This window comes from Shewanella sp. KT0246 (assembly GCF_019654955.1).
Classification (GTDB): domain Bacteria; phylum Pseudomonadota; class Gammaproteobacteria; order Enterobacterales; family Shewanellaceae; genus Shewanella; species Shewanella goraebulensis.
The window spans coordinates 177,611-204,301 of record NZ_BPEV01000001.1; the positions used below are offsets into that span (position 1 = coordinate 177,611).

A 26,691-nucleotide genomic window follows, 5' to 3' on the forward strand; every position below is an offset into this window, starting at 1 on the left:
TATGAGTTTTAGTGAAGACATTACTCTAATTGGGGAAAACGATATGCTGAATAGTCATGAGTTGCTAAGCAAGGTTAATTTATCTTTTAGTAGGTTGTTAAGCTCATTAAAGTTAACAAGATTACTAGTTGTGACTAGTTCAATGGTTTTTATTACACCAATTACTTTTGCTGAAAATATTGCAGACATTTCTCCGTTAACCGAACCGCAAGGTATTGATTTACGAACTAACACTTCATCAGAAAGTCGTTCTCCAATAAATAATTCACTAATAAAAAGCGACACACTCAGCCAAACACAACTCCACAGCTCTACTCAGATTGAAGCTTCATTCGATACTATGCAAATGGTGGGTGAGGCCGATATGGATTTACTTTGGTTTTCAATTTACAGCGCCAAGTTGATGTCCGTAGATGGTGAATATCAGCAGAACCAATTTCCGTTGAAACTTGAGATCGAGTATCACCGTGATATCGAAGCCGAAGATTTAATTGAAGCCACTGTAGACCAGTGGCAACACATAGGCATCGATAATCAAGATATAGCAAGATTGCAACAACAAATTGAGCAAGCATGGCCTGATGTTAAAGAAGGCGATAAGTTGAGCTTTATGATGCACAACCAAAATTTAGGGCAATTTTATTTCAATGACCAAGCTCTACCTATTATCCAAGAGCCGGGTTTTGCTGCAGCATTTTTAGATATTTGGTTATCTGAGCAAACAAGCAGACCGGAACTTCGTCAAGAATTGATTGGAGCCACTAAATAATGAAAAAATTCAGCCAAATTAAATCCTATTGCTTGGTGGCGTTAGCTGCATTGACATTAATGTCTTGCTCTTCAGCATCTATAGAGGATTATGACAAAACCACGCCAATATTAAACCTACAGACATTCTTCGACGGCAATCTAACGGCTGCAGGTATCGTACAGGATTACTCTGGCACAGTAACACGCAAGTTTACGGTTACTATGGAAGCGAGTTGGCAAGGCAATAAAGGAATCATCGATGAGCGTTTTATTTACGATGATGGCGAGAAGCAAACACGTATTTGGCACATTACCGACTTAGGCGACGGTAAGTATGAAGGTACGGCCAATGATATTACTGGCATCGCCACAGGTGAAGCAAAGGGGAGTGCACTTCGCTGGGCTTACGAGATGAATTTAGTCGTGGATGATTCAGAATACGAAGTCTATTTCGATGATTGGATGTTTTTAGTCGATGACAATACCATCATTAATAAAAGTGACATCATTAAGTTTGGTGTGACAGTGGCGCAAGTTACCTTAGTGATTCAAAAACAGCCTTGAGGTAACGAGCGCTAGATTATCTGAGTGATGTTTGGTTGCCAGCCTGTAAGTTAGCCTTTTAACTTAGAGTTATCAGGTTGTTTTTTATCGTAATACTCAAACGGGAATACGTTCCTAATACGCTGGGTCAATTTATCACCCACGTTAGCCGAAACATGTAATCTGACATCACCTAACTTTTCAGCTCTGATAGTACATGTTAGCTTTTCCGCTTTGGCGATAGCTTTACACTCACGAGAGAAACGTTCAGGGATTTTTCCTGAATGTCTATTGAGTTTTCCATCCTTAAAATGCATCTCAAATATTTTTAACCCTCTAGAACCTGAAAAAATAAGTTTGTAGGCGATAACGAAAAAAACCAGTACAAAGAATACTTTAAAACCCATTTCAACCATGCTTAATTCCTTCTATAGAACAACGTCTTCAATATTTAAGATACTCTGCTATCCCAATAATGCAATTTTATTTGTAGCTTTCAAACCCAGTTCACACTTGTTAATTCTATCTCGAAACTTAAATCGAGTTTGGTGGACTTATAATCGTTAAACACCGCAATGTTGGTTAATATAAAAGGCTTAACTTAAGCTAATGCTGAGCTTATTATTAGCCAATATACATTCGTTAGTAGAATTAACATTAGGGACAGATGCGATGACATCACTACAAGATATATCGATTTTTCGGCAGCAAGCCTTTATCAATGGTGAGTGGTGTGATGCTAATTCAGCGCAGACTGAACAAGTTATTAATCCCGCGACCAATGAGGTCATTGGCTCGGTGCCACAAATGGGCGTTAAAGAAACGAATCAAGCAGTGATAGCAGCTCAAGCTGCATTAGCACCTTGGCAAGCATTAATGGCTAAAGAACGCCAAACTGTATTAATGAAATGGCATTCACTTATCCAAGCTCACACTGAAGAGCTCGCACTGATTATAACGCTAGAGCAAGGTAAACCGCTTGCCGAAGCTAAAGGCGAGGTAGCATATGGCGCCTCGTTTATCGAATGGTTTGCTGAAGAAGCAAAACGCGTTTACGGTGAAACTATCCCTGGGCACCAGCCTGATAAAAGGATTTCGGTAATTAAACAAGCAGTTGGTGTTACCGCTGCAATTACGCCATGGAATTTCCCCCTTGCCATGATAACTCGTAAGGTAGCACCTGCTTTGGCCGCAGGTTGCACCATGATAGTCAAACCTGCCCCTGATACGCCTTTTACCGCTCTGGCATTAGCGGTACTTGCTCAAAGAGCAGGAATTCCTGCTGGTGTGTTCAATGTCATTACGGGTGATGCTAAGTTAATTGGTGAGGTCCTGTGTAGTAGTAAAGTGGTCAGAAAGCTGTCTTTTACTGGCTCAACAGCTGTGGGGGTAAAATTAATGCAACAATGCGCCCCTACAATCAAAAAGCTGTCTTTAGAGTTAGGTGGCAATGCGCCATTTATTGTTTTTAATGATGCCGATATTGATGCGGCGGTTATCGGTGCTATTCAAGCTAAGTATCGAAATGCAGGGCAAACTTGTGTTTGTGCCAACCGAATTTATGTTCAGTCAGGTGTGATTAAGGAATTTACCGAGAAGTTTGTTGATGCGGTTACTAAATTAAGAGTAGGTAATGGGGTCGATGATGACAGTGTTATAGGCCCATTAATTAACCAAGCAGCGGTTGATAAAGTGCTTTCACATATTCAAGATGCAGTGGCTTTAGGTGGTGAAGTGCTTTTAGGTGGTAAAAGGCATGAGCTTGGTAAACATTTCTTTGAACCAACAATCATTGGTAATGCTAATCAGCAAATGAAGTTAGCAGCAGAAGAAACCTTTGGGCCAGTAGCGCCTATTTTTGAGTTTGATGATGAAGCACAAGCGATAGAAATGGCCAATGATACTGACTTTGGTTTAGCGGCTTATTTTTATGGCAGAGATATCGGCTTGGTTTATCGAGTGTCTGAAGCTTTAGAGTTTGGCATGGTGGGAGTGAACACTGGCTTAATTTCTACAGAAGTTGCACCATTTGGCGGAATAAAGTCATCTGGTATCGGCCGAGAAGGTTCAAGGCATGGATTAGAGGAGTATTTAGAGATGAAGTACGTTTGTTTATCGATTTAGGCACTTGGTTTAAACTCTTGATTTAGGCTCTTAATTTAGTCCCTTAATTTAGAGGCTTGATTTAAAGATTGAGTAGATGTGTATTTTTGAAAAAGTACGTCTAATTTCTCAATCGCTATTTATGCCTTATGCGATGTGATGCATAATTAACCATACTTGAAATAATACATTGAGAACTATGCTTTTTTCCTTACTCGATATTTTAGCGTTAACGTGCTTTTTTTCTTGCTGGATGGGCTACACCATATTTGCCCGTAAGAAAGCTAAAAACACTAACTGCATTGCTCGCTGCTTGCACCAACATCGCATTCATTGGATGTCTGAGGTCATGAAAAAAGAAATTCGAGTGGGTGAAGCATCGCTGCTGGCAAACTTAGAACGCAATATTGCCTTTTTTGCTTCAACTACCTTACTGGTTTTAGCGGGTGTATTAACGCTTTTTGCGCAAGTTGAGCGACTTGAGGATGTGATCAGCTCAATCCCATTTGCCGCAGAGCCAAACCATGCGTTAGTTCAGGTTAAATTAGCACTGCTTGCGGGTATTTTCGTATTAGCGTTTTTTCAATTTACTTGGTCAATGCGTCAATATGGTTTTTTAAATGTGATGATAGGTGCTGCGCCGATTGATCCAACTGGAATGGATAAAAATTTAGCTGCTTACTCGCGCCAAATGGCTACTGTGGGCGATCAAGCCGCTCACTCATACAACTATGGCCTTAGAAGCTATTACTTCTCTATGGCGGCTTTGTGTTGGTTCTGGAATCCATTATTACTTATTGTTGCCAGCTTGCTGGTGGTATATACCTTGTATCGCCGTGAATTTAAATCTCGTGCTGTAAGAGCGATTACGGCAGCTCAAACACATCTAGAAATTGCTCAATCATTGAAAGAAAAACAGCATCAAAATTAAATTAACTACTGCTAAAATTAATCACTGTTAGTTTTGCTTTTAATTTTATAACCATAGCTGTGAGATGGTATGAATCTAAACACAACTTCGAGTTAAATTGAGGAATAGGCTACTGGAAATTAATTCTTGTCTATTAAGTTTATAGGAAACAAAGCTACGGCGTTTTCCTTGATACTTTGCGCCTTGCATTTTTTCAGTAAGGGTTTCACCTAAAGAAACAACTTCACCGCTTAAAAAGTCCATTAACTTAACGCCGATATCAGAGCGAGCCTTGTAGCCAAAAGCAATGTTGGTTTCTGTCTTTGCCAATGTAACAAGTAATTGTGAAAGAAAGTCTTCGGTTACGTGTTTGCCTCCCAAGTAAGTACTAAGCATATAAAGGCAACCTGGTAGATATTCATCGATTAAGTGATCAGGTGTTAGCTGACTATCTTTAAGAGAGTTATCGGACAGTTTTGCAAAGGTATCTTCGCTGACTTTTACTATAAAGATATGCCCAGCCAGTATTCCGTTAACTAAATAAAAAGATACTTCAGTTGACTCAACTTCGGCTAAAGCTTTGATAAAGTCTTGAGTCCAGTACTCGCGACCTTTGGTCAAGTTAGAGTGGTAATTGGCTATCCAGCCATACATTTGCTCAGCCTCATCAGCTTGCTTGCAGAGCTTATCGAAACTGACAGTATCTTGTGAGATATAAGGGTGGGCACCCATTACATGGTTGTAATGGAATTGCTGTTCGATCATTTTATTAAAGCTATCTAAAGAAGGAAGTTGCTTTAACTCAAAAGCTGCGTCGCACAATAATTGTTGAGGTTGATCGTTAAAATACTCTATTAGTGCCACTTGTCTTCTAAGATTAGGGCTTATCTTTGCACGTTCCCAACGGCTGATTGTGAGTGCATCGACATTTTCAAACAAAGAGTCGTATTCTGCGAGCTTTAAAGCAAGGGATTCCTGTGAATCTCCGGCCTCGTTGCGTCGCTGCAAGATATATTCTGCAATATCGCTAAAACTCTGAACAGTCATCGTATTCCTTAAGTTAGCTTATAGCCTTGTGAAATCACCCAGTGAAATAATTCTTTGAGAAAGCGCTTTGAAAAAGCCCTTGAAATAGCCCTTGGAATTAGCCCTTTGAATGCTACTCATTAAATTATCATCTACTAGAGTTCATTATCTAGGCATTGGGTAAATTTTTTTTCCGCATCATGCCCTCATTTAATCATGTTGCATTTGTTCTAATGACAAACATTAAACAAGCAGCAACATTTTTTGAGGTAAAACCATGAACAAATCAGCAAAAGTTTTAGTGTTAGTGGCAAGTGTGTCATTCCTGAGTGGTTGCGCAAGCAGTGGTGCAGTAAATGAAGATGGTAGCGGCAATAATCGCGGCTTAAAAACAGGAGCTGCGGGTGGCGCTATTTTAGGACTTGCTATGGGCGCTGCAGCAGGTGATGCGAGCTTAGCGTTAAAAGGTGCCGCTATAGGAGGTGCTGCAGGTGGTTTGGCTGGGGCAAGTGCTGATTATGCTAATGATAGAGAAGATTACCGCAATGAAAATGGTAATAAAAATATCAATATTAATGGACTCCCTCAAAGTAAAGTGAGTGACGCCCAAACGGCTGTAAAATCTACACCGCAATCTTGGGACAAACTTGATCATTTTAGCGGGGAGTGGCAAGTCAATATTTGGGCGCTAAATGATGAAGGGAACAGAGTCGAAGCCTCAGCGAGTGCAAATGGTGCACTATTAAAAACAACAAAAACACAATTGAGTGTAGATAATGTCCAAATGAACGGAGAAGTACAGTCCTTAAGTGGCAAAGTCGATTTAGCGTTTAGTCCAGAAGACGGTTATCAGATTATGACAGAGTTTAACGGTAACGAAAATATGAGGTTTGTCGGTGAAGTCGATGACCAAGGCCGTTATAGCTATTACCCTGTTGGGGTCAATGGCTCTACCTATTCTGGTAATGAGCGTTCTACAATGAGACTTGAGCTAAGATTTGTTGGAAAAGATGTTTTTCTAGTAGACAGTTTTATTCAATCGAAAGGTGAAGAGGTGCAAATCCAATCATATCGTTTTACACGTCAAAGCTAATTTAGCTGAACTAAATATTGAAGCATTAAACCAATTTTTAGATATGAAAAAGCCGCTTAAATTTCTTTAAGCGGCTTATCAAAATTGGTGGCCCCTCCCAGACTCGAACTGGGGACCTGACGATTATGAGTCGTATGCTCTAACCAACTGAGCTAAGGGGCCGACTTAAGACAGTCGTCACTATCAAAAGCGGAGGGAAGTATACGAAGTTTATTACTGCTTGTCACCACTGAATTTGCTAGAAACTCACTTCTTGGAGCTGTTTGGTTATCTGTTAATCAATCTTGAGTTCATTAGTGCCAGAGTTCTCTGATTTTTAACAATAAAAAGCCCGCTATTAGCGGGCCTTTTGTTTGAACTCTATTTCTGACTTACTCGTCTTTTTTGGACTTACTCGTCTAAGAACGATTTTAAGATTTCAGAGCGAGAAGGGTGACGTAGTTTACGTAACGCTTTCGCTTCAATTTGACGAATACGTTCACGTGTTACGTCAAACTGCTTGCCTACTTCTTCAAGAGTATGGTCGGTGTTCATATCGATACCAAAACGCATACGCAATACTTTAGCTTCACGAGCAGTTAGGCCTGCTAAGACTTCGTGAGTTGCATTCTTTAAACTTTCGCTTGTAGCTGAGTCTAAAGGAAGCTCTAAAGTATTATCCTCAATGAAGTCACCTAAGTGCGAATCTTCATCATCACCAATTGGTGTTTCCATTGAAATCGGCTCTTTAGCGATCTTCAACACTTTAAGGATCTTATCTTCAGGCATTAACATGCGCTCAGATAACTCTTCTGGTGTTGGTTCGCGACCCATTTCTTGTAGCATTTGACGTGAAATACGATTTAGTTTGTTAATCGTTTCAATCATATGTACTGGAATACGGATAGTACGTGCTTGGTCAGCAATAGAACGAGTAATTGCTTGACGGATCCACCATGTTGCATAAGTCGAGAACTTATAACCACGACGGTATTCAAACTTATCTACTGCTTTCATCAAACCAATGTTACCTTCTTGAATCAAATCCAAGAACTGTAAGCCACGGTTGGTGTACTTTTTAGCAATAGAAATTACTAGACGTAAGTTTGCTTCAACCATTTCTTTCTTCGCACGACGAGCTCTTGCCTCACCGATTGACATACGACGGTTGATGTCTTTAATTGCACGGATGATTAAGCCGGTTTCTTCTTCGATTGCAGCGAGTTTAGTGCTGCAACGAACAACGTCTTCTTCAACCATTCTTAAGCCTTCAGCATAAGGCTTATTGCTATCTTTTTCTGCATGGAACCAAGCTAAATCGGTTTCGTTGCCAGTGAAGAACTTAACAAAGTTTTTCTTAGGCATTTTAGCTTGTTCAACGCATAATTTAAGAATCAAACGCTCTTGAACACGTACGCGATCCATCATGGTGCGCATGCTTTTAACTAAGCGATCAAACTGTTTTGGAATTAAACGGAATTCTTTAAAGAGTTCGCCGATAACAAACAAAGCACCAATAGCTTCAGGATGGTCACGACCTTTCTTCTCAATAACTAACAGACCTTTTTCATAAGTCTCACGTAATTGAGTAAACTTCTCTTTAGCTTCTTCAGGACATGGACCTTTTGGGCCTTCCTCTTCTTCATCGTCCTCGTCGCCGTCATCATCTTCATCTTCAAGTTCTTCTTCAGATAACTCAGAACCAACGTGTGTAGCTGTAGGGGCTACATCGTCGTCATCTGGGTTAACGAAACCTGCAATGATGTCAGTTAAACGAAGCTCATCCGCTTCATACTTATCAAACTGTTCGAGAATCATCGCAATGGCTTGCGGATATTCTGAAACAGAACTTTGAACCGTATTAATACCTTCTTCAATACGTTTTGCGATGACGATTTCGCCTTCGCGGGTCAATAGTTCAACCGTTCCCATTTCACGCATGTACATACGTACTGGATCGGTTGTACGACCTAATTCGCTCTCTACCGTTGCAAGTGCTGCTGCTGCTTCTTCTGCTGCATCTTCATCGGTGTTGTCCTCAGACATCATGATATCATCGGCATCTGGCGCTTGTTCGTAAACGCGGATGCCCATGTCATTGATCATCTGGACAATATCTTCAATCTGATCTGAATCGACCATGTCAGCTGGCAAGTGGTCATTGACTTCAGCATAGGTTAAATAACCTTGCTCTTTACCTTTAGCAAGCAACAATTTAAGTTGCGACTGCGGAGTATGCTCCATAGATATCATCCAAGTTGGGGAAACTGAAATAACGACTGGACACCTGCCGAAGCATAAGTGTCAAGCAAATCGTCAATTATAGCTGTATGAACTAAAGTACGCTAGTCCATGACATTGCTTAACTGAACATTTTTAAAATAAAAAATGCAGTTATGCGATGCCTTTCATTATTGAAATCAGCTTCGTTAGCTGAATTTTTTCAGCTTTCGTTAGAGTTTGTTTAAGACTCAATTCCTGATAACGCTGCTCAATATATTGATTGTTCAACCAGATCAGGGTTTGTTTAAACTCTTGAACTAAGTTTTCATCCGCCACTTGGTGGTCCCATTGGGCCAATTTAATCAAGGCACCTTTTTGCTCGTGCTCTCGATATATCTCAAGTAGTTGTGCGCTGTTAAACTGTTGTTCGCGAGTTAAATTTAACAAATCAATTAGCAAATCAATGCCAGCAATTTGTATGTGAGCTAATGCAGGTTGGGCACCTAAGCCATAACCTAAATCAGGTCGCTGTACTAACAAAGCAATGGCTAATCGCAATGGAGTTCCGCGGCCTTGTAAGCCCTTTTTATTCATAGGTTGTTGTTGTTTTACGGCAAAACCTAATTTTTTCTTTAAATCATCTGCGCTGTTCATACCGATCTTGTGCGCAAGATTTTCTAACAATAAATTCTGTAAAACAGTATCTTGTACTCGTTCAATAAGCGACATGGCTTCTTTAGCCAGAGCACTTTTGTCGGTACCGTATTGATTGGTTAATGTCTCAAATAAAAATGCAGGTAAATCAAGCGCATCGAGCATTAACTTTTCAAAACCTTCTTTACCGACTTGGCGAACCATAGTATCTGGATCTTCACCTTGTGGTAAAAACATAAATCTAACAACATCACCAGGCTTTAATAAAGGCAGGGCAGTTTCTAATGCACGCCATGCCGCCTTTTTGCCAGCTTTATCGCCGTCATAACAACAAATGACTTCTTTTGCACTACGTACTAATAGCTGGAATTGTTCAGCTGTAGTGGCAGTACCTAAGGATGCAACTGCGTAATCAACGTCGAATTGCGCTAGCGCAACTACATCCATATAACCTTCAACAATCAATACTTGTTGAGGGTCTCTATGTCTTTGCTTCAATTCATAAAGGCCGTAAAGCTCATTACCCTTATGAAATATGGGCGTTTCTGGAGAATTCAAGTATTTCGGTGTTCCATCGCCTAAAACTCGACCACCGAAGCCAACTACACGACCACGACGGTCACGAATAGGGAACATTAATCGATCGCGAAAGCGGTCGTAACGTTTGCCGTTATCGTTGGCAATTAACATGCCTGCTGTAAGTAGCTTGTCTTGCGCTGATTGGTTTTGGCGGTAACGACTAAGTAATCCGTCCCAGCCGTCAGGCGCAAAACCTATTCCAAAGTGTTCAACCACATTGGCTGAAAGTCCTCTGAAATCTAAATAATCTAATACTTTTTGTTTGTCTGAGTGCTGACGTAACTGGCTTTGATAAAAGAGATTAGCTTCTTCCATCAATTGGTATAAGTCGCGACTCAAACCTTGATCTTTTTTAGGACCAGTACCTTGTTCTCTTGGTACATCTAATCCTAATTTACCTGCGAGTTCTTCGATGGCGTCAACGAATTCAAGCCTATCGTATTCCATAATGAAATCGATGGCGTTGCCATGGGCACCACAACCAAAGCAGTGATAAAACTGTTTATCTCGACTGACAGTAAAAGAAGGAGATTTTTCGCTATGAAAAGGACAACATGCAGAGTGATTTTTCCCTGCTTTTTTCAAAGGAACACGATGATCAATTAGATCAACAATGTCTGTGCGAGCTATAAGCTCATTGATAAAGTCACGAGGTATCGCCATATATGCTATAGGTCTCGCATTACCAAGTAGATAAAACAAACAAGCCGCGCAAAATGCACGGCTTATTCAACACTAAAAATCTATTAGTTTAATTTAGCACGAATTTGGCCGCCAATGGCACCCATATCTGCACGTCCTTGAACCTTAGATTTTAATGCTCCCATTACTTTGCCCATATCCGCCATGGTTGATGCTCCTACCTTAGAGATAGCTTCATCAATGATTGCGGCAACTTCTTCTTCTGTTAAAGGAGAAGGCAAGAAAGTTTCAATAACTTGAATCTCTGCTGCTTCAGTTGCTGCTAACTCCGGGCGACCTGCTGACTCGTATTGAGTAATAGAATCGCGACGTTGTTTCACCATTTTGGTTAAAACGGCTATTGTCTGTTCATCGGTCAGAGTTTCGCGGGTATCCACTTCAATCTGTTTAACGGCAGACAATGCCATACGAATAGTCCCCAAACGTGCCTTATCTTTGGCACGCATGGCTTCTTTCATCTGGTCTTTTAGCTGTTCAACTAGGCTCATAATGAGATTAGTATAAACGTACGCGACGTGCGTTTTCGCGAGAAAGCTTCTTAGCTAGACGCTTAACAGCGGCAGCTTTTGCGCGCTTACGTGCAGAAGTTGGCTTCTCGTAGAATTCACGAGCGCGAACATCAGCTAAGATACCAGCTTTTTCACAAGAGCGCTTGAAACGACGAAGAGCTACGTCGAATGGTTCGTTTTCACGTACTTTAATAATTGGCATACGCCATCACCCCTTAGGTGTAGTTAATTTGGCACTACCATTAAAGGTAGATTAACCAAGGCTATTTAATAAAATGGTGCGGAATTCTACACCGAGATATGTGCATTTGTAAACCCCCTTTATAACTGAGTTTGTGTAATTCGCTTGTCATATTTTTGCAGATAGTCGAGCTTTACTGGAATAACGCTGCATCAACAGGTAGAATTGCCGCCCTTACAATTTTAGGAATATGAGCTGCTATGCGGGTTTTAGGTATTGAAACGTCTTGTGATGAAACTGGAATTGCCGTTTTTGATGATGAGCAAGGGTTGTTGTCACATGCATTATATAGCCAAGTAAAATTACATGCTGACTATGGTGGCGTGGTACCAGAGCTAGCATCTCGTGACCATGTTCGAAAAATTGTACCTTTGATTAAGCAAGCTTTAAAAGAAGCGAATTCAACGGTTGATGATATTGATGGTATTGCTTTTACCAAAGGCCCAGGTTTAATTGGTGCATTATTGGTGGGGGCGTGTGTTGGCCGTTCTTTAGCATATTCATGGGATAAACCTGCTATTGGGGTGCATCACATGGAAGGGCATTTATTAGCGCCAATGCTTGAAGATGATTCACCAGAGTTTCCTTTCTTAGCCTTATTAGTATCTGGCGGCCACTCAATGTTGGTTAAAGTGGATGGTATTGGCCAATACGAAGTTTTAGGTGAGTCAGTCGATGATGCGGCAGGTGAAGCTTTTGACAAAACCGCTAAGTTAATGGGCTTAGATTACCCAGGAGGCCCAAGACTTGCCAAGCTAGCTTCAAAGGGAGTAGAAGCAGGTTACAAGTTCCCACGGCCTATGACTGACAAACCAGGGCTTAATTTTAGTTTTTCTGGTTTGAAAACATTTACCGCAAATACCATTGCCGCAGAACCTGATGATGAACAAACTCGCGCTAATATTGCTCGTGCGTTTGAAGAAGCCGTTGTAGATACCTTAGCGATTAAATGCAAACGTGCATTAAAACAAACTGGCTATAACCGTTTAGTGGTTGCAGGTGGAGTCAGCGCTAATAGCCGTTTAAGAGAAAACCTTGCTGAAATGATGCAACAACTAAATGGTGAAGTGTTTTATCCTCGTGGTGAGTTTTGTACTGATAATGGTGCGATGATCGCTTATGCTGGTTTACAGCGCTTAAAGGCGGGTCAAACAGAAGATCTTGAAGTTAAAGGTCAACCACGCTGGCCATTAGATACCTTAGCAGCGGTATAACGATAGATATAAAGACAAAAGCCTAAGCCATGGCTTAGGTTTTTTCGTTTAAGCTGATAACTACCGTAAAGGTACTATCTTCAATCAATCGCTTAATCAGCTTTGTTCATTATTGGTCTTCTTTTTGCGTGACAGCTTACTTTCTTCACCAATCCTTAAACGTTTAATATTATCTTTGTGCCTTATGACAATTAACAAAGATAGCATAGCGACAGGAATGATAAATCTGTCATCTAGCCACCATGTATAAATAGGGGCAAGCATTGCGGTCAGAATAGCTGCAAGAGATGAATAACGTGTCACTAAGACAAACACAATCCAAGTAACTATTAATGATAGCGCTAAATCTCCACCAATGGGGGCCATGGCACCAAAAGCCGTAGCGACACCTTTACCACCTTGAAAATTAAAGAAGATAGGGAAAATGTGACCAAGACAAGCTGCGATGGCAATTAAGCCAAGTGAAACTGCGTCTTGGCCTAAAAGATAGCCACAATAACTAGGCGCTGCACCTTTTAGCATGTCAAAAAATAACACTAAACCTGCAGAACTGGCACCACCAATCCTAAGCACATTAGTTGCCCCTGGGTTTCCTGAGCCTTCTAAACGCGGGTCCGGCAATCCTCGTAATTTGCATACAAGAATGGCACTTGAAATTGAACCGGCTAAGTAGGCGGTTATAATCATCAGAATCGTGATTGTAACAGCGCTCAAATTGGTTTCCTTACTCGTCTTAGGGTATTATCGCCCATTCATTAATTTCATAAGAGATTAATTGTAATTACAGGGTTAATAAGCTCTTTTAAACTATCTGATATTGCTAAGTGCAGCCGCTATCCTACTGCTTTAATTGCTCAGGAAAAAGGCTAAAACTATAATAACTGCTATTTGATGTGATTTTCAGCCCTTTAAGCTGAAATTTTTATGATAAGAAGTGTAAAGCGTGGAGTTCACATGGACAAAGTTTTAATTCGCGAGCTAAAAGTAGAAACAGTAATTGGTATTTATGAATGGGAAAAGCAAATTCATCAAACCTTACTTATCGATCTTGATATGGCGTGGGACAATAAGCTTGCTGCTGCGTCAGACGATTATCAACATGCACTTTGCTACGAGACAGTTTCAAATCGGCTAACGGCATTAATCACAGAAAAACCAATAGAACTCATAGAAACAGTCGCAGAGATGACTGCTGAGTGTTTAATGTCTGAATTTAATGTTTTATGGGTTAAGGTCGCTGTTATGAAACCTGGAGCGGTACCAACGGCAAAATCAGTTGGCGTTGTCATTGAACGTGGTCATATTTAGTACAGTTTTATATCGTGGTGAGGTCTGAAAGTCCATCATCACATTTAATTGACAGTTTCCATGCTTCAATTAATCAACTTTTCATATTTACTCTGTATATTACCGGATTAGTTAATGGCACGTATTTATATCAGTTTGGGAACCAACATTGATCCTGTGGAACATATGCATTCAGGGTTAGTGGATTTACATCAATATTTTGGCAAGCTTACGCTATCAAGAATGTTCGAAAGTGAAGCGGTTGGTTTTCAAGGTACAAATTTCTTAAATATGGTTGCTGCAGCGGATACTGATATGAGTATTACTGACGTTGTTGCCACATTTAAGCGAATTGAAAAACAAAATGGACGTATCCGGGGCGAAAAAAAGTTTAGCCCTCGGAGTTTAGATATAGATTTACTGCTTTACGATGATGAGGTTTGTCATCAGCCTATTGAGCTTCCTCGAGGTGAGATTCTTTATAATGCATTTGTATTATGGCCTTTATCCGAGATTGCCCCGTTGCTGGCACACCCTATCACACAACAGTCGTATCAAGACCTATGGGATAGCTATGATAAGTCGAGTCAGAATATCTGGCCGATCGAGTTTGCCTTTCCGCAACTAGTTTCTAAATAGCTCGTCAATTACTTAGTCGGATACGCCTATTTCGCGATAGCGAGCAAAAATCAGCTCACTTTCAATATATTATTTAAATAATAAGTACATTTTTAAAGGAACACCATGGACACGCTTCAGGTCATTATATTAGCTCTTATTCAAGGGCTTACTGAATTTTTACCTATTTCAAGCTCAGCACATTTAATTTTACCTTCACAAATTTTAGGTTGGGAAGATCAAGGGTTAGCTTTTGATGTTGCCGTGCATATTGGTTCGTTGTTGGCCGTAGTTATTTATTTTAGAAAAGAAATATGGGCGATGTTAACCGCATGGATTAACAGTATATTTAAAGGTGTGCATACCCAAGACAGTAAATTAGCTTGGTGGATTATTTTAGCGACATTGCCAGCGGTATTTTTTGGTTTTATGGCGAAAGATTTAATCGAAACATACTTACGTGGACCTGGTGTTATTGCTATCACCACTGTTATCTTCGGCTTAATGCTTTGGGTAGGTGATAAAATGGCGCGAAATGAATTAACAGAGTACCAAACTGGCTGGCGCAAAGCTTTGCTTATTGGCTTTGCCCAAGCAATGGCAATCATCCCAGGGACGTCACGTTCAGGTATCACCATTACAGCGGCATTAATGCTAGGGCTTAATCGTGACGCTGCTGCACGTTTTTCGTTTTTAATGTCGATTCCGGTGATTTTAGGCGCGGCAATATTGATGAGTAAAGATGCTTTAGCGGGCGATGTTGTTTTTAACTACACTGAGATTCTACTTGGTATCGCCGTTTCATTTGTCGCCGCTTATACCTGTATTTTCTTCTTCTTGAAAATCATCAGTAAAATTGGTATGACGCCATTTGTGCTGTATCGCTTAATGCTAGGTGCTGTATTATGTGGTTTTATTTTCCTGTAAAATAAACGTTCAGTCAGACCAAAAAAAACGGGTATTTTACCCGTTTTTTATTTTGTTTAATTTATCTTTTTTGATGATAGTAATAACCCCAAAGGAAGTCTGCTCGCTATGAACTCAATCCTGAATTGCCCAACCTGCGCTGCAAAGCTTCACTTTCATGAGTCATCAAAGGGCTATTACTGTGATAATAAACATCATTTTGATAAAAACGCTCAAGGATACTGGTCGTTTGTAACGTCACCAAAGTTTAAAGGCTCAAGTGAGAGTCGTGATCAATTACGTTCAAAACGCTTTTTAATGGCTTCAGGTATTTTTGCACCTTTAACTGAGCAGCTGTCAGCCGTTTTTAATAAGGCTATTAAGGGTATAAAAGATGTGAACCATCTGAACTATCAGTGTGCTGACGGTTTTTATTTACGTTCAATAGCCCAAAGTGCTGATAACGATGAAATCACTCATTGGGGTGTTTCAGAAGCAAATAATGCGCTTTTTGCCGCGAGTAAAGATAATACACCTGCAAATTTATTATTGAGTCCGTTTAAGAAACTACCTTTCTCTGATCAATCACTAGATGTGGTTACCTTATTTGATGCGCAACTGAAAGGAAAAGAGTGTTTAAGGATCCTTAAAAAAGAGGGTGTTTTATTAATGCTGGTTCCTGCACCAAGGCACTTGTGGCAATTAAAGCAAAAAATTTATGACAACTTATCTGAAAAACCTCAGCAATTAAATTTACCTAAAGATATTGAATTAATAGAATCAACATCGATTAATTTTACGGCAGATGTCACAGGTGAACAAGCAATGACATTATTAGACATGAATAATCTGGGCTGGCGAATTAATGACGAACTCAAACATGACATTAAACAAAAGCCGGTGACAGGTTTGGAATTTGATTACTTGTTACTTACGGCAAAAGTAAAATAGTATTGTTTGTTGTATTGGAAACTGTTGCTTCTAAAATTTGTTAACTGAAATATTACAGTATCGAAGGCAAAGGTGGGTTATTGGTCTTTTAGTTCAATGTGACTGGTTTAAAGGCTTAGGCTAAAAGAGGTTGGGTGTAATAGAAATGAGTTTAATAAAGCCTAAAAACAATTAAGGCTTGAAATGGTAATAAACACTTAGTGCTATTACTATTATCAAGCCCTAATAATCAACCTATATAAATAAGCTAATTTTCATGTATTCTTACTTTTTGTAAGAAGAAGCCATGTTGTCGATACGGTCGTTAGCACGTGACGCTTCAGCTTGTGCGTCCATAGCTGCAGCTTTAGTATCTTTAACATCAGCAGCAAGTTTGCTTTGATCAGACTTTAAAGAGCTAACTTCAGCAGATAGTTGATCTACTTTGTTACCTAGATTAGCAACACTTTCTTCTAAAGCAGTAGTGTTTGCACAGCCACCTAAAAGAGCAGTCATAGCAACACCAGCAATCATTAGTACTTTCTTGTTCATGGAAAATCCCTTCATTATAGGTTGTAATAAATTGCTGAAGCATATTGCTCAGCAGCGCTTTAATTATGTCACAGCTTTTAGATTTTGCTATACCAAAAACCAATAAATATGACAAAAAACTTCGTAAATCTAATAGATTGAAGCAAATTTCTTCATAAATTTATCAATTAATCCTCAAAGAGGTGTTTATTTATTAGTCTGAGGTTTAACAGAATTAACATCCGTTAGTACTATTTCTATTAAATAATGCCAAACTCTTTTTCGACCATTGATTATTGAATACTCAAACTTTAGTTATAGATTGCTTATATAAGCCTATAGCTTCCACTCTACGAGTTGATAATTGCTGTTTTATTTCAGCGCCTCTAAATCCTTCAGAAATAACTTGCTGTACATCTATATCTTTGGCGAGTTGGTAACACTGTTTTAAATAATCACTTTGTGGATATTCAACTGCTTCAAATCCTGTTCTACCGCGAATATCTGCATGGCAACAAATAAGTAAATCATCTAAACGTTGTGGCTTTCGCCAAAAGTCGCCTTTATCGAATATTTTTATGATGGTTTCAGGTCTTAATTCTTGGGCATTATGAATGTTCTGATGTTGATCGCTACAGAGTAAAGAAAGCTCCTTGAACTCGTTAGGAACTTTAATTCGTTGGCATAGCTTCTTAATTACAGGTAAACCTTTTTGCCCATGACCATGGTGTTTAGGCCACAACTCTTTTGGGGTGATTGCTTTTCCTAAGTCATGAACTAATGCTGCAAAACGAATCGTTTTTTTATCTGTTAGCTGAGTTGCAGACTGCAGCACCATCATAGTGTGGATCCCTGAATCGATTTCAGGGTGCCATTTCTCTGGCTGTGGTACACCAAATAGCGCATCAATTTCAGGGAAAAGCACTTTTAATGCGCCGCACTTTCTCAATTGTTGAAAAAACACTTCGGGGTTTTCTGTGCTGAGGGCTTTATCTAGCTCTTGCCAAACACGCTCTGGCGTTAAGTAATCTAGCTCTCCTGAATCACTTATTTGTCTCATTAGTTCAATGGTTTCATCAGCAATATCAAAGCCAAGATGGGCAAATCGAGCTGCAAAGCGGGCAACTCTTAATACCCTTAACGGATCTTCAACAAACGCATCAGAAACATGACGCAACAAACGTAATTTAAGGTCTCGCTGGCCATTATAAGGATCAAAAATTGTGCCCTCATCATCTTGAGCCATAGCATTAATCGTAAGGTCTCGTCTAAGTAGGTCTTGTTCTAGTGTGACTTCTTTGTTGGCTTCACAGCTAAAGCCGCCATATCCTTGACCGCTTTTTCGTTCTGTACGGGCGAGGGCATATTCTTGTTGTGTTTTAGGGTGTAAAAATACAGGAAAGTCTCTGCCTACTTGGCTATAGCCCAAATCAAACATTTCTTCTGTTGAGCCACCTACGACCATATAGTCTTTATCTTTTATGGGTAAAGATAAAAGAGCGTCTCGAACTGCACCGCCCACTAGATAGATTTTCATAAACGTCTTTACCCTGATCGAATTAATTCATAAAGTTTATATTTTAGTATCAATCAATATTGCAGGTGGTTAACTACAGTACAAATTGAAGTTTATTAATGTAAATCTTAGCACGAGTAACATTTCTGCTGCTAAATTTTGACAAGCACTACAGCAAGATATAACTTGAGCCGTCAGTTTTAAATAAGGATTTTTGGCCAGATGTATAAAGCATTTTATGGATTGAATGATAATCCATTTTCAATCGCGCCCAACCCGCATTATTTATTTCTCAGTGACCGTCACCGAGAAGCATTAGCTCATTTAACCTATGGCTTAGGTGAAACGGGCGGCTTTGTACTATTAACTGGTGAGGTAGGTACGGGTAAAACTACAGTATCTCGTTGTTTACTTAAACAATTGCCAGATAATACCGATACTGCTTTTATTCTTAATCCTTCTTTAACTGAACAAGAATTACTGGCAACGCTTTGTGATGAATTAGGTATCGAATATGGCGAGTCACCGTCCATTAAACAGCTCACCGATCTTATCAGCCAATATCTGCTGAACAATCATAAGAATGATCGTAATACCGTACTTATCATTGATGAAGCCCAGCACCTTCGTCCTGAAGTGCTTGAGCAGTTACGATTATTGACTAATTTAGAAACCGACACTAAAAAGTTACTGCAAGTTATTTTAATTGGTCAACCTGAACTACAGCAATTATTGAAGCGCCAAGAGTTAAGACAACTAGCGCAGCGAATTACCGCGCGTTATCACTTGCTGCCGCTGACAGTTGAGGAAATTCAACTATATGTTCAGCATCGACTTCAAGTTGCAGGACGTTTCGAGCCTTTATTCACTAAAAAAGCCTGTAAAGCATTACACAAATTCAGTGGCGGCATTCCAAGACTAACCAACCTATTGTGTGAGCGAGCATTAATGGCTGGTTATGGCCAATCTAAAGTGCCAATCGATCATCATATGATTAAGCAAGCAGCTGCAGAAGTATTAGGTGATATTCCTGTTGAGTCTAATAATAAATGGCCATTAACTATTGCGGCGTCGTTAATTGTCGCTTTTGGTGTGTCGTTTTATCTATTTTTTCCTGAGTCTCAATCTGAACAAGCGAAAGAAAGTCAATTACCGGTTCAAACAGAGCAAAAAGCCAATTTGAGCAAATCAAATGGAAATCAGGGGATTGTTCGCTCGGCGATGGCACAAAGTCGCAGTATCGATAATGCATTCGCCGGACTTTTTGCTTTATGGGATAAACAACCAATCATTGGCTTAACAGCATGTCAGGCCGCGAAACAACAAGGTTTGTTATGTCATCAACAACAAGGAAACTGGAACAGTATTGCTCGATTAAACTATCCAGCAGTGGTGTACTTAGAAGATCAACAAGCCAACCAGTTTTACGGCGTAGTGGTTGCAAGAGAAGGTGAGCAGATTTTACTGCAATTAAGTGAACAGCAACTGTGGGTAAATAAAGACTGGTTTAATCGCCATTTTAGCGGCACATTCGAACTGCTATGGAAAGCATCGGGTGATATTCCGAGGGAGGTTAGCCGTACTTCTAACTTGTCTCAAATTCAATGGTTAGAAACCAGCTTAGCTATAATTGGTCAACGTACACCTAGACTGATTAATTCGTTTGATAATGATTTAGAGCAAGAGTTGATGTCTTTTCAGCGTCAACATGGCCTTAAGTCAGATGGGATTGCAGGTAATCAAACCTTAGTGCAGATTAATTTATACCTTAATCAGCAAGGTCCTAGATTGAGTAAACAAGCAGGTCGTAGCTAATGTCGATATTGTTAGATGCGGTGACCAAAGAAAAGCAGCAGCAAATGGGCGAACTACCCGATGCTGTGCTCACTCCTAGAGCTAATTACCAGCAAGTGGCTAGCCATGCTTGGCTTAAGTATCTGGTGTTAGCTGGGGTGATTATTGCGGGCGTGGCGTCAGCTTGGGGATTATCAAAAATAATCGCTCCAAGCTCTTCAGTGAAAGATACCATTGAGTCTCAAGTTACTTATACTAGTGCAAGGACTGAAAACTCAAATCAAAACTCCACAACTGAAGATATCAATACTGAGCCTTCAAGTGAAGTTCGCATTGCAAGCAAAGTGGCTTTACCTATTGCGAAACCTTTATCACAGGTGAACGGTTCAACTCAGTTTGTATCAAGAGTTGAGCAGCAACCAGCTAATGATGTGGTATACGATTATCGTTTAAATAATAATCGTGGTGAAGTGACAACTAATAATCAGCCTAAAGAGCAAAGCTATTCTCAATCAAGCTATTCGTCAGGGAACGCGAGCAATCAACAAACTCGCTCAAATACTGCGTCTGTAAATGACTATTCTAACTTTGATTCAACTAATACAGGATCAAGTAATTCTAGATCAAATAATAGCGAACCCAAATCATCTAGCGAGCGACAGTTAACAGCTGCAGAGCTACAAGCTTTATATGGAGATGAAGCGATAATTTTGGGGGCCAATTCCAATTACAGAAAACCATCAGATCTTGATGCACTTCGGATGAAAGTCAGCGCAGCTGCTAGCGATGTAAATTACGAACAGCAAAGCCAGCGAGCGCCAATAGAGCCTACAAATGAACCAGTGGTTGATAACTCTAATAATTTAATGGCAGCATTTGAAGCGGCTTTGAAAGAGGTTGAATATGAAAATTCAGCCAATGCGCCAGTAACAGCTGAAAAGCTCGACCCTATCCCGACTACACCTAAGCAAGACGAGATACCACCTTACGGTCAATTACCTGCAAGTGTGCAACTGCAAGTGCCTGAATTTAATATACAAGCTCATGTGTATTCTTCTGCAGCCGAAAACCGTTGGTTAAATGTTGATGGTAAAGAGCTTCAAGAGGGAGATACGATTAAAGGTAAACTTGAGATTATTGAAATTAGGCCAAGAGATGTGGTGCTGGAAATCGATGGTTCAAAATTCAAAGTACCTGCGATATAAATATTCAGAATCAAATACTTTTAAGTCCTAATTACTCGTGAACTTGTTGAGAGTCCTGACTTGGTGAAAAGCTTGGCTAATGGATTTAGTAAGTAGGTTCAGTGGATAGCTTTAGTAGATAAGAACATTGAATTAATACATTAAACTTCATATAAAAAGGCGCTTTGAGCGCCTTTTTGCAGCCTGTCTATATAAACAAGCAATAAAAAGGACTGATGATAACCAGTCCTTTTTACATTTTCGTATTTTAACTTGCCACTGAGTTATTTTACAGCTAACTCATTAACAAGTTAAAGTGCTTTTAAAGCTGCAAATGCTTTATCAGCTGCTGCAAGCGTTAGCTCAAGTTCTTCTTCACCATGAGCCATTGATAAGAAGCCTGCTTCATAAGCGCTTGGCGCTAAGTAAACACCTTCATCAAGCATTAAGTGGTAGAAGTTACGGAAGTGGTCCATGTTGCACTGAGTCACTTGGTCGAAGCTCGTGATTGGATTTGTATCTTCGGTAAAGAAGAAACCAAACATGCCGCCAACTTGGTTAATGCTTAATGGGATGCCGTGCTTATCAGCAGCAGCTTTGAAACCTTCAGCAATACGCTTAGTTTTAGCCGTTAGCTCTTCATATAGGCCAGGCTGACATAAAGCGTCCATTTGCGCTAAACCTGCAGTCATAGCAATTGGATTACCCGATAACGTACCTGCTTGGTATACAGGACCTGTAGGTGCGATAAATTGCATCACATCTTTACGACCACCAAAAGCACCTACTGGCATGCCGCCACCGATAACTTTACCTAATGTCGTTAAGTCAGGCTTAACATTGTAATGGCCTTGTGCACCGCTTTTAGAAACGCGGAAACCTGTCATTACTTCATCAATGATCATTAGTGCACCGAACTCATCACAGATAGCACGAAGACCTTCAAGGAAACCTTCAACTGGCGGGATACAGTTCATGTTGCCAGCAACAGGCTCAAGAATGATACAAGAGATAGCTTCTGGGTGCTCTTCGAAGATAGCGCGCACTGAATCAAGGTCGTTATAAACCGCTGTCAGTGTGTGCTTAGCAAAATCTTCAGGAATACCAGGAGAGCTTGGTTGCCCAAGAGTCAATGCACCTGAACCAGCTTTAACTAACAAACAGTCAGCATGGCCGTGGTAACAACCTTCAAACTTTAAGATTTTGTCACGATTAGTGAAGCCACGTGCTAAACGAATTGCACTCATTGTTGCTTCAGTACCAGAACTAACCATACGAACTTGTTCGATTGATGGCACCATTTCAATGACTTTCTCAGCCATTTTCACTTCAAGTTCAGTTGGCGCACCAAATGATAAACCGTTCTCAACCGCTTCTAATACCGCTTGACGAATTTGTGGATTATTGTGACCTAAAATCATCGGGCCCCAAGAACCAACATAATCGATATATTTTTTGCCATCAGCATCGTAAATATAAGCACCATCTGCTTTTTCGATGAAAAGTGGTGAACCACCTACACCGTTAAAGGCACGAACTGGCGAGTTTACGCCACCAGGAATGGTTTGTTTTGCTTGTTCAAAAAGCGCTTCTGAGCGGGTCATGTGAAATCCTTCTAAAAAATCGTTAGCTGACTATCTATCAGCTTTTCGTGAATACCAATTAACAGGGCACTCATGCTGTTGTAGCTCGTTTTCAACACCAAGCGTTAACGCAAAAAGTGCCATCCGAATAAGTAAGCCATTATCAGCCTGTCTGAAGATTGCCAGGCTAGGGTGGCTATTTAAATCATTATCCAATTCATTTGCTTGCGCACGTGAATCACGCGGTAGTGGATGCATAATCACAGTATTAGATTTGCAATGTTGCGTATAAATACTGTGGTTCAGCCTAAACTTGCCACGATACTTGTCTGCTTCATCTTGTGAAGCAAATCGTTCTTCCTGAATTCGAGTCAGATAGAGTATATCAGCTTGATGTAAATTACCTTCTAACTGATCAGTTATTGTGATCTTATGACCAGCATTTTCAATGTCATTGATCACATAGTCAGGCATTGCTAGGTCAGATGGTGAAATTAATGTAAATTGAATGTCTTTATACATACACAATAAACGAGATAGCGAATGCACTGTACGACCATGTTTTAGGTCGCCTACCATTGCGATATGCATACCGCTAATATCTTGTCCGTGATGACTCAATTCTTTTTGAATGGTAAATAAGTCCAGTAATGCTTGGGTAGGATGCTCGTTTGAGCCGTCACCGCCATTGATTACAGGAACACGGCTACCTTCAGCAAACTCTTTGACTGAAAAAGGGTCTGGGTGACGCATTGCAATAACGTCTGAATATGTCGATAACACACGAGCGGTATCATAAAGAGACTCGCCTTTAGACAATGACGATGACCCCATACCGACAGTTTCTCTGACATTACCGCCTAGCAAATTAAAGGCGCAGCCAAAGCTCACTCTGGTGCGTGTACTTGGTTCAAAAAAGAGGTTACCTAAAATCGCACCGTCGAGTACCTTAGTGCGCTTTTCACGCAGGGCATAAGGCGTCATATCTTCGGCGACATTAAAAATGGTGTTAATTGCATCAAGATCCAGTTGATTAACTGAAAGGATGTGAGAACCGCTAAACTGTGTCATCAGCCTGATTTCCAATTATTAGGAGAGTAAATAAGGGCTATTTACCCTGTGGTTATGTAGGGTGGCTGAGGCGAGATTTTAACAGAGAGTTGATGAATATTAAATCTCGCTAATGATTATTTATCGCTTTTTAGACATAACACTGATTAGCGAAATGAGAACAATGCTAAATTCCTTAAAAGTGGAGTTTTATCGTCTCAAAAACATTGAAACTTACACTTGGCCAGAGCGTATTTCTTGCCATAATGTCGCCCAGCTAATAACGCCGACAATATTATTGGTATTGCCACGGTAAATATACACTTCACCACGTCGCTTAATCGCCAATAACTCGTAAACTTCATTTAATGTGGCTGTATCAGAAAAACCTTCCATTGGCTGACGTGATAATGTTGTGGAGTTTTCAAATGATTGCATTTCAATACTGAGCATTTCGATTTGAGATTCAGAGTTACGTACCATTACTGGTCGCCCTTCAGCGCGTTTCATCACTTCAAGTAACAACTCATCATTATCATTTACGATGACAAAGCGCTTATCCATGATGGCTCGAACGCCTTTCTTTTGCAGTCCTTGGTTAACAGGTGGCACCTTGTATCCAAGCCCCATAATATCGAGCTGTTTTAAAAAGACTGAGCTGGTATTAAAACCTTGATAGGCAATCAAGAAAGCCGGAATAGTAACAAACATCGCAGGTAGTATAATTGACGCGTCATTGGTTAACTCAAGTAGAGCTACCAGTGCCGCCAGTGGCGCACTTAAACAGACACCCATCATTGCAGTCATACCTATGACAGTATACAAACCTACATATGGGGCTATAGACGGGAAAAACATGGCGCTTACTAAGGCTAATATTGCGCCGATTAATGCGCCAATACCATAAAGCGGACCGATTAATCCACCTGGAATGCCAAAGCCAATGGCTGCAATGGTCGCTATAATTTTGCCGATTAATAATGCCAACAAGAACATTAAGCTGGGGCTGTCGATAATGGTTGCTTGAATCGCTAAATCACCAGAGCCCAGCGCTTGGGGTAAAAATAACCCCACTAAGGTAGTGATGCTTGCAGCTATCATGAGCCGATAAATCAGCGGCCAGTGTTGGCCTATTGCAGTCATTTTTAACAGTGAATGATTAAACCCTGCAGCAGCGCAGCCCAGCACAATACCGCCAATGGCAAGAATAGGGTAATGATCCAGTGGGATCCGCGTTACGGTAATTAAGTCATATTCGTGAATGTTACCAAACACTAATTGACTCGATAACGCTCCACATATAGCCGATAACATTATCGGGAAAAAGTAGTGGATTTTGTATTCGCGGACGATAACTTCAAATACAAAAAGTACCGCAGCAAGTGGTGCATTAAAAATCGCTGCAATACCTGCTGCAATGCCACTGGCGCACATAACGCGGACACTATTGTCTGGTAATTTAAACTTTTCAGCTAAATAACTGGCGCTGACGGCGCCGAGATGAATTGCGGGTCCTTCTTTACCAACAGAAAAGTTAGCGATTAACGCAATTAACGCTTGAAAGAACTGACCTGGTGCGGACTGCAGTGGCACTTTACCGTAATGCAGCTTAAATCGATGCATGACATAGGCTATTCCCATGCGTCGATAACGTTTGGAACCGAGGCCTGCAAACAGCCAAATGAGAATAGCGCCAACAATTGGCAAGTAAGTACGCCAGTCGCTGACGGCACTGGCAAAATTGGTCGCTTCAGGAATGGTGTGAACTTGCGCCCAACTCAGTAATAGTCTGAATAAGATGATGACGCTTGAGGCTATTATGGCAAATAACAGTGCTAAAGCGCAAAGTTGCACACTAATCTTCGACTGAGAAAGTTTATCTCTCAATTCATTACGAAGATATTTGCGTGTAGCTGCTTTGGTGTGAATAATAGCGGCTTTATTTATCTTAATTTGCACTGTATTGCCTAAGATCCATATTTGGGCGATTTGTTGTCATTGTATTTTATTAAGGGCTTGTTACCTAATGCTAAATTATCATCGCATGCTTGACCGCTTGCAAGTTCAAGAACGTAAACTTCGTTCATCGGGATTATATTTATCAGCGTTAATTATTATCAGTTTTGTGGTTGGGGTTTTAAGTCATACTGTTTTCATTTCTGAAGTCGTTGAACCAGAACATGAAGCTGCTGAAATAACCGCGCTTAAGACTGAACTTAAGCAACAATCTCATGTTGTTTCCCGTCTTGATATGGCACTTTCAATTGAAAAAGAAGCTAATGCCAACATGAAACAAATGTTTGGTAAACAAATTCAACAACAAAAAACACTTGAACAAGAATTAGCATTTTACCGCAGTCTAGTGTCACCAGAAAAAGAGATTGATGGTGTTGCTATTCATGGTCTTGAACTATCGAAAGGTTTATTGCCTGATAGCTACCAAATGCGATTGATTTTAACCCAACTGCAAAAACGAAAAAGCATTGTTAAAGGGGTCGCCGACATTGTTTTAGTAGGAGTGCAAAATGAAAAACAAGTGGAGATTTCGTTAAGCGACTTAGAGATTGAGCAGTTTAATTTTGGCTTTAGATACTTTCAAATGTTCGATGCTGAAATAAGTTTGCCACAAGGGTTTGATTTACAGAGAATTAAAGCGGTTGTTCAAGTTAGCGCTAGTCGTGGTGTTAAAGGTGGACGCATTGAGCAAACGTTCGAGATCTCAGAGTTACTAGAAAGCTAAAAAAGAACTAAGAGTAATACTTGAAC

Annotated in this window: 25 protein-coding genes and 1 tRNA gene; 13 read left to right on the plus strand and 13 right to left on the minus strand. The window is 40.3% G+C overall.

The features are described 5' to 3' along the window. Window position 1: 1 nt before the first annotated feature. Both K5Q58_RS00830 and K5Q58_RS00835 read left to right on the plus strand, forming a co-directional pair. Entirely contained in the window at window positions 2-769 is a 768-nt protein-coding gene (locus K5Q58_RS00830; protein ID WP_220751626.1) for a chalcone isomerase family protein, read from the plus strand. After that, window positions 769-1,314 (plus strand): DUF3833 domain-containing protein, encoded by a 546-nt coding sequence (locus K5Q58_RS00835; RefSeq protein ID WP_220751627.1) that lies wholly within the window; start codon window positions 769-771, stop codon window positions 1,312-1,314. The genes K5Q58_RS00830 and K5Q58_RS00835 overlap by 1 nt, the downstream gene beginning before the upstream one ends. A gap of 50 nt (window positions 1,315-1,364) precedes the next feature. On the opposite strand, the gene K5Q58_RS00840 is transcribed toward K5Q58_RS00835, so the two are convergent. Then, a complete protein-coding gene (locus K5Q58_RS00840) occupies window positions 1,365-1,709 on the minus strand; it encodes a DUF3634 family protein (protein ID WP_220751628.1) in 345 nt (114 codons plus the stop codon). Window positions 1,710-1,965: 256 nt separating this feature from the next. Between K5Q58_RS00840 and K5Q58_RS00845 the strand changes: the two genes are divergently transcribed. Both K5Q58_RS00845 and K5Q58_RS00850 read left to right on the plus strand, forming a co-directional pair. Further along, window positions 1,966-3,417, plus strand: coding sequence for an NAD-dependent succinate-semialdehyde dehydrogenase (locus K5Q58_RS00845; protein WP_220751706.1), 1,452 nt, complete (start codon window positions 1,966-1,968; stop codon window positions 3,415-3,417). 178 nt (window positions 3,418-3,595) lie between these two features. Then, window positions 3,596-4,327, plus strand: a complete 732-nt coding sequence (locus K5Q58_RS00850) for a DUF599 domain-containing protein (protein WP_220751629.1) — start codon at window positions 3,596-3,598, stop codon at window positions 4,325-4,327. A gap of 75 nt (window positions 4,328-4,402) precedes the next feature. Here the strand turns inward: K5Q58_RS00850 and K5Q58_RS00855 are convergent, their stop codons facing one another. After that, window positions 4,403-5,353, minus strand: a complete 951-nt coding sequence (locus K5Q58_RS00855) for a helix-turn-helix transcriptional regulator (RefSeq protein WP_220751630.1) — start codon at window positions 5,351-5,353, stop codon at window positions 4,403-4,405. Between the two features lie 256 nt (window positions 5,354-5,609). Here K5Q58_RS00855 and K5Q58_RS00860 point away from each other — a divergent pair, with 256 nt between their 5' ends. After that, on the plus strand, window positions 5,610-6,425 hold the full coding sequence (locus tag K5Q58_RS00860) for a hypothetical protein (RefSeq protein WP_220751631.1): 816 nt from the start codon (window positions 5,610-5,612) through the stop codon (window positions 6,423-6,425). Window positions 6,426-6,510: 85 nt separating this feature from the next. On the opposite strand, the gene K5Q58_RS00865 is transcribed toward K5Q58_RS00860, so the two are convergent. From K5Q58_RS00865 to rpsU, 5 genes are all read right to left on the minus strand, one after another. Next, window positions 6,511-6,587 (minus strand) — tRNA-Ile (locus tag K5Q58_RS00865). Between the two features lie 228 nt (window positions 6,588-6,815). Then, window positions 6,816-8,648, minus strand: coding sequence for an RNA polymerase sigma factor RpoD (gene rpoD, locus K5Q58_RS00870; RefSeq protein WP_220751632.1), 1,833 nt, complete (start codon window positions 8,646-8,648; stop codon window positions 6,816-6,818). A gap of 150 nt (window positions 8,649-8,798) precedes the next feature. Further along, complete coding sequence (gene dnaG, locus K5Q58_RS00875) at window positions 8,799-10,523, minus strand: DNA primase (RefSeq protein WP_220751634.1); 1,725 nt, start codon at window positions 10,521-10,523, stop codon at window positions 8,799-8,801. Between the two features lie 83 nt (window positions 10,524-10,606). Further along, window positions 10,607-11,050, minus strand: coding sequence for a GatB/YqeY domain-containing protein (locus tag K5Q58_RS00880; RefSeq protein ID WP_220751636.1), 444 nt, complete (start codon window positions 11,048-11,050; stop codon window positions 10,607-10,609). Window positions 11,051-11,057: 7 nt separating this feature from the next. Further along, a complete protein-coding gene (rpsU, locus tag K5Q58_RS00885) occupies window positions 11,058-11,273 on the minus strand; it encodes a 30S ribosomal protein S21 (RefSeq protein WP_055024252.1) in 216 nt (71 codons plus the stop codon). 239 nt (window positions 11,274-11,512) lie between these two features. On the opposite strand from rpsU, the gene tsaD reads away from it, so the two are divergent. Then, window positions 11,513-12,526: a tRNA (adenosine(37)-N6)-threonylcarbamoyltransferase complex transferase subunit TsaD gene (gene tsaD, locus K5Q58_RS00890; RefSeq protein WP_220751638.1), complete on the plus strand. Its 1,014-nt coding sequence runs from the start codon at window positions 11,513-11,515 to the stop codon at window positions 12,524-12,526. A gap of 96 nt (window positions 12,527-12,622) precedes the next feature. Here tsaD and plsY read toward each other — a convergent pair whose 3' ends face one another. Continuing rightward, window positions 12,623-13,240, minus strand: coding sequence for a glycerol-3-phosphate 1-O-acyltransferase PlsY (plsY, locus tag K5Q58_RS00895; protein WP_220751639.1), 618 nt, complete (start codon window positions 13,238-13,240; stop codon window positions 12,623-12,625). A 240-nt stretch (window positions 13,241-13,480) separates the two neighbouring features. Between plsY and folB the strand changes: the two genes are divergently transcribed. The 4 genes from folB (at window position 13,481) to K5Q58_RS00915 (ending at window position 16,288) form a co-directional block, all read left to right on the plus strand. After that, window positions 13,481-13,834 (plus strand): dihydroneopterin aldolase, encoded by a 354-nt coding sequence (folB, locus tag K5Q58_RS00900; RefSeq protein WP_220751641.1) that lies wholly within the window; start codon window positions 13,481-13,483, stop codon window positions 13,832-13,834. A 114-nt stretch (window positions 13,835-13,948) separates the two neighbouring features. Then, on the plus strand, window positions 13,949-14,452 hold the full coding sequence (folK, locus tag K5Q58_RS00905; protein WP_220751643.1) for a 2-amino-4-hydroxy-6-hydroxymethyldihydropteridine diphosphokinase: 504 nt from the start codon (window positions 13,949-13,951) through the stop codon (window positions 14,450-14,452). A gap of 105 nt (window positions 14,453-14,557) precedes the next feature. Then, window positions 14,558-15,358: an undecaprenyl-diphosphate phosphatase gene (locus tag K5Q58_RS00910; RefSeq protein ID WP_220751645.1), complete on the plus strand. Its 801-nt coding sequence runs from the start codon at window positions 14,558-14,560 to the stop codon at window positions 15,356-15,358. 108 nt (window positions 15,359-15,466) lie between these two features. After that, window positions 15,467-16,288: an SAM-dependent methyltransferase gene (locus K5Q58_RS00915; protein WP_220751647.1), complete on the plus strand. Its 822-nt coding sequence runs from the start codon at window positions 15,467-15,469 to the stop codon at window positions 16,286-16,288. 264 nt (window positions 16,289-16,552) lie between these two features. Here K5Q58_RS00915 and K5Q58_RS00920 read toward each other — a convergent pair whose 3' ends face one another. Beyond that, entirely contained in the window at window positions 16,553-16,819 is a 267-nt protein-coding gene (locus K5Q58_RS00920) for an Lpp/OprI family alanine-zipper lipoprotein (RefSeq protein WP_102529730.1), read from the minus strand. Window positions 16,820-17,102: 283 nt separating this feature from the next. Beyond that, entirely contained in the window at window positions 17,103-18,335 is a 1,233-nt protein-coding gene (locus K5Q58_RS00925) for a multifunctional CCA addition/repair protein (RefSeq protein WP_220751648.1), read from the minus strand. A 201-nt stretch (window positions 18,336-18,536) separates the two neighbouring features. On the opposite strand from K5Q58_RS00925, the gene K5Q58_RS00930 reads away from it, so the two are divergent. After that, window positions 18,537-20,129, plus strand: coding sequence for an ExeA family protein (locus K5Q58_RS00930; protein ID WP_220751649.1), 1,593 nt, complete (start codon window positions 18,537-18,539; stop codon window positions 20,127-20,129). Then, a complete protein-coding gene (locus K5Q58_RS00935; RefSeq protein ID WP_220751650.1) occupies window positions 20,129-21,313 on the plus strand; it encodes a general secretion pathway protein GspB in 1,185 nt (394 codons plus the stop codon). Before K5Q58_RS00930 ends, K5Q58_RS00935 begins: the two co-directional genes overlap by 1 nt. A gap of 290 nt (window positions 21,314-21,603) precedes the next feature. Here the strand turns inward: K5Q58_RS00935 and hemL are convergent, their stop codons facing one another. The 3 genes from hemL to K5Q58_RS00950 form a co-directional block, all read right to left on the minus strand. Beyond that, on the minus strand, window positions 21,604-22,896 hold the full coding sequence (gene hemL / locus K5Q58_RS00940) for a glutamate-1-semialdehyde 2,1-aminomutase (RefSeq protein ID WP_153915310.1): 1,293 nt from the start codon (window positions 22,894-22,896) through the stop codon (window positions 21,604-21,606). A gap of 30 nt (window positions 22,897-22,926) precedes the next feature. Beyond that, a complete protein-coding gene (locus K5Q58_RS00945; protein ID WP_220751651.1) occupies window positions 22,927-23,946 on the minus strand; it encodes an aspartate carbamoyltransferase in 1,020 nt (339 codons plus the stop codon). A gap of 213 nt (window positions 23,947-24,159) precedes the next feature. Next, on the minus strand, window positions 24,160-25,884 hold the full coding sequence (locus tag K5Q58_RS00950; RefSeq protein ID WP_220751652.1) for a chloride channel protein: 1,725 nt from the start codon (window positions 25,882-25,884) through the stop codon (window positions 24,160-24,162). A gap of 67 nt (window positions 25,885-25,951) precedes the next feature. Between K5Q58_RS00950 and K5Q58_RS00955 the strand changes: the two genes are divergently transcribed. Continuing rightward, the gene (locus tag K5Q58_RS00955) at window positions 25,952-26,665 is read left to right on the plus strand and encodes a DUF6776 family protein (RefSeq protein WP_220751653.1); all 714 of its coding nucleotides are present in this window, start codon (window positions 25,952-25,954) and stop codon (window positions 26,663-26,665) included. The last annotated feature ends 26 nt before the right edge of the window (window positions 26,666-26,691 follow it).

Excerpts from the sequence above, each read along its gene's own strand:
- K5Q58_RS00830 (WP_220751626.1), top strand. The coding sequence starts at position 2 with ATGAGTTTTAGTGAAGACATTACTCTAATTGGGGAAAACGATATGCTG.
- K5Q58_RS00835 (WP_220751627.1), top strand. The coding sequence starts at position 769 with ATGAAAAAATTCAGCCAAATTAAATCCTATTGCTTGGTGGCGTTAGCT.
- K5Q58_RS00840 (WP_220751628.1), bottom strand. The coding sequence starts at position 1,709 with ATGGTTGAAATGGGTTTTAAAGTATTCTTTGTACTGGTTTTTTTCGTT.
- K5Q58_RS00845 (WP_220751706.1), top strand. The coding sequence starts at position 1,966 with ATGACATCACTACAAGATATATCGATTTTTCGGCAGCAAGCCTTTATC.
- K5Q58_RS00850 (WP_220751629.1), top strand. The coding sequence starts at position 3,596 with ATGCTTTTTTCCTTACTCGATATTTTAGCGTTAACGTGCTTTTTTTCT.
- K5Q58_RS00855 (WP_220751630.1), bottom strand. The coding sequence starts at position 5,353 with ATGACTGTTCAGAGTTTTAGCGATATTGCAGAATATATCTTGCAGCGA.
- K5Q58_RS00860 (WP_220751631.1), top strand. The coding sequence starts at position 5,610 with ATGAACAAATCAGCAAAAGTTTTAGTGTTAGTGGCAAGTGTGTCATTC.
- rpoD (WP_220751632.1), bottom strand. The coding sequence starts at position 8,648 with ATGGAGCATACTCCGCAGTCGCAACTTAAATTGTTGCTTGCTAAAGGT.
- dnaG (WP_220751634.1), bottom strand. The coding sequence starts at position 10,523 with ATGGCGATACCTCGTGACTTTATCAATGAGCTTATAGCTCGCACAGAC.
- K5Q58_RS00880 (WP_220751636.1), bottom strand. The coding sequence starts at position 11,050 with ATGAGCCTAGTTGAACAGCTAAAAGACCAGATGAAAGAAGCCATGCGT.
- rpsU (WP_055024252.1), bottom strand. The coding sequence starts at position 11,273 with ATGCCAATTATTAAAGTACGTGAAAACGAACCATTCGACGTAGCTCTT.
- tsaD (WP_220751638.1), top strand. The coding sequence starts at position 11,513 with ATGCGGGTTTTAGGTATTGAAACGTCTTGTGATGAAACTGGAATTGCC.
- folB (WP_220751641.1), top strand. The coding sequence starts at position 13,481 with ATGGACAAAGTTTTAATTCGCGAGCTAAAAGTAGAAACAGTAATTGGT.
- folK (WP_220751643.1), top strand. The coding sequence starts at position 13,949 with ATGGCACGTATTTATATCAGTTTGGGAACCAACATTGATCCTGTGGAA.
- K5Q58_RS00910 (WP_220751645.1), top strand. The coding sequence starts at position 14,558 with ATGGACACGCTTCAGGTCATTATATTAGCTCTTATTCAAGGGCTTACT.
- K5Q58_RS00915 (WP_220751647.1), top strand. The coding sequence starts at position 15,467 with ATGAACTCAATCCTGAATTGCCCAACCTGCGCTGCAAAGCTTCACTTT.
- K5Q58_RS00920 (WP_102529730.1), bottom strand. The coding sequence starts at position 16,819 with ATGAACAAGAAAGTACTAATGATTGCTGGTGTTGCTATGACTGCTCTT.
- K5Q58_RS00925 (WP_220751648.1), bottom strand. The coding sequence starts at position 18,335 with ATGAAAATCTATCTAGTGGGCGGTGCAGTTCGAGACGCTCTTTTATCT.
- K5Q58_RS00930 (WP_220751649.1), top strand. The coding sequence starts at position 18,537 with ATGTATAAAGCATTTTATGGATTGAATGATAATCCATTTTCAATCGCG.
- K5Q58_RS00935 (WP_220751650.1), top strand. The coding sequence starts at position 20,129 with ATGTCGATATTGTTAGATGCGGTGACCAAAGAAAAGCAGCAGCAAATG.
- hemL (WP_153915310.1), bottom strand. The coding sequence starts at position 22,896 with ATGACCCGCTCAGAAGCGCTTTTTGAACAAGCAAAACAAACCATTCCT.
- K5Q58_RS00945 (WP_220751651.1), bottom strand. The coding sequence starts at position 23,946 with ATGACACAGTTTAGCGGTTCTCACATCCTTTCAGTTAATCAACTGGAT.
- K5Q58_RS00955 (WP_220751653.1), top strand. The coding sequence starts at position 25,952 with ATGCTAAATTATCATCGCATGCTTGACCGCTTGCAAGTTCAAGAACGT.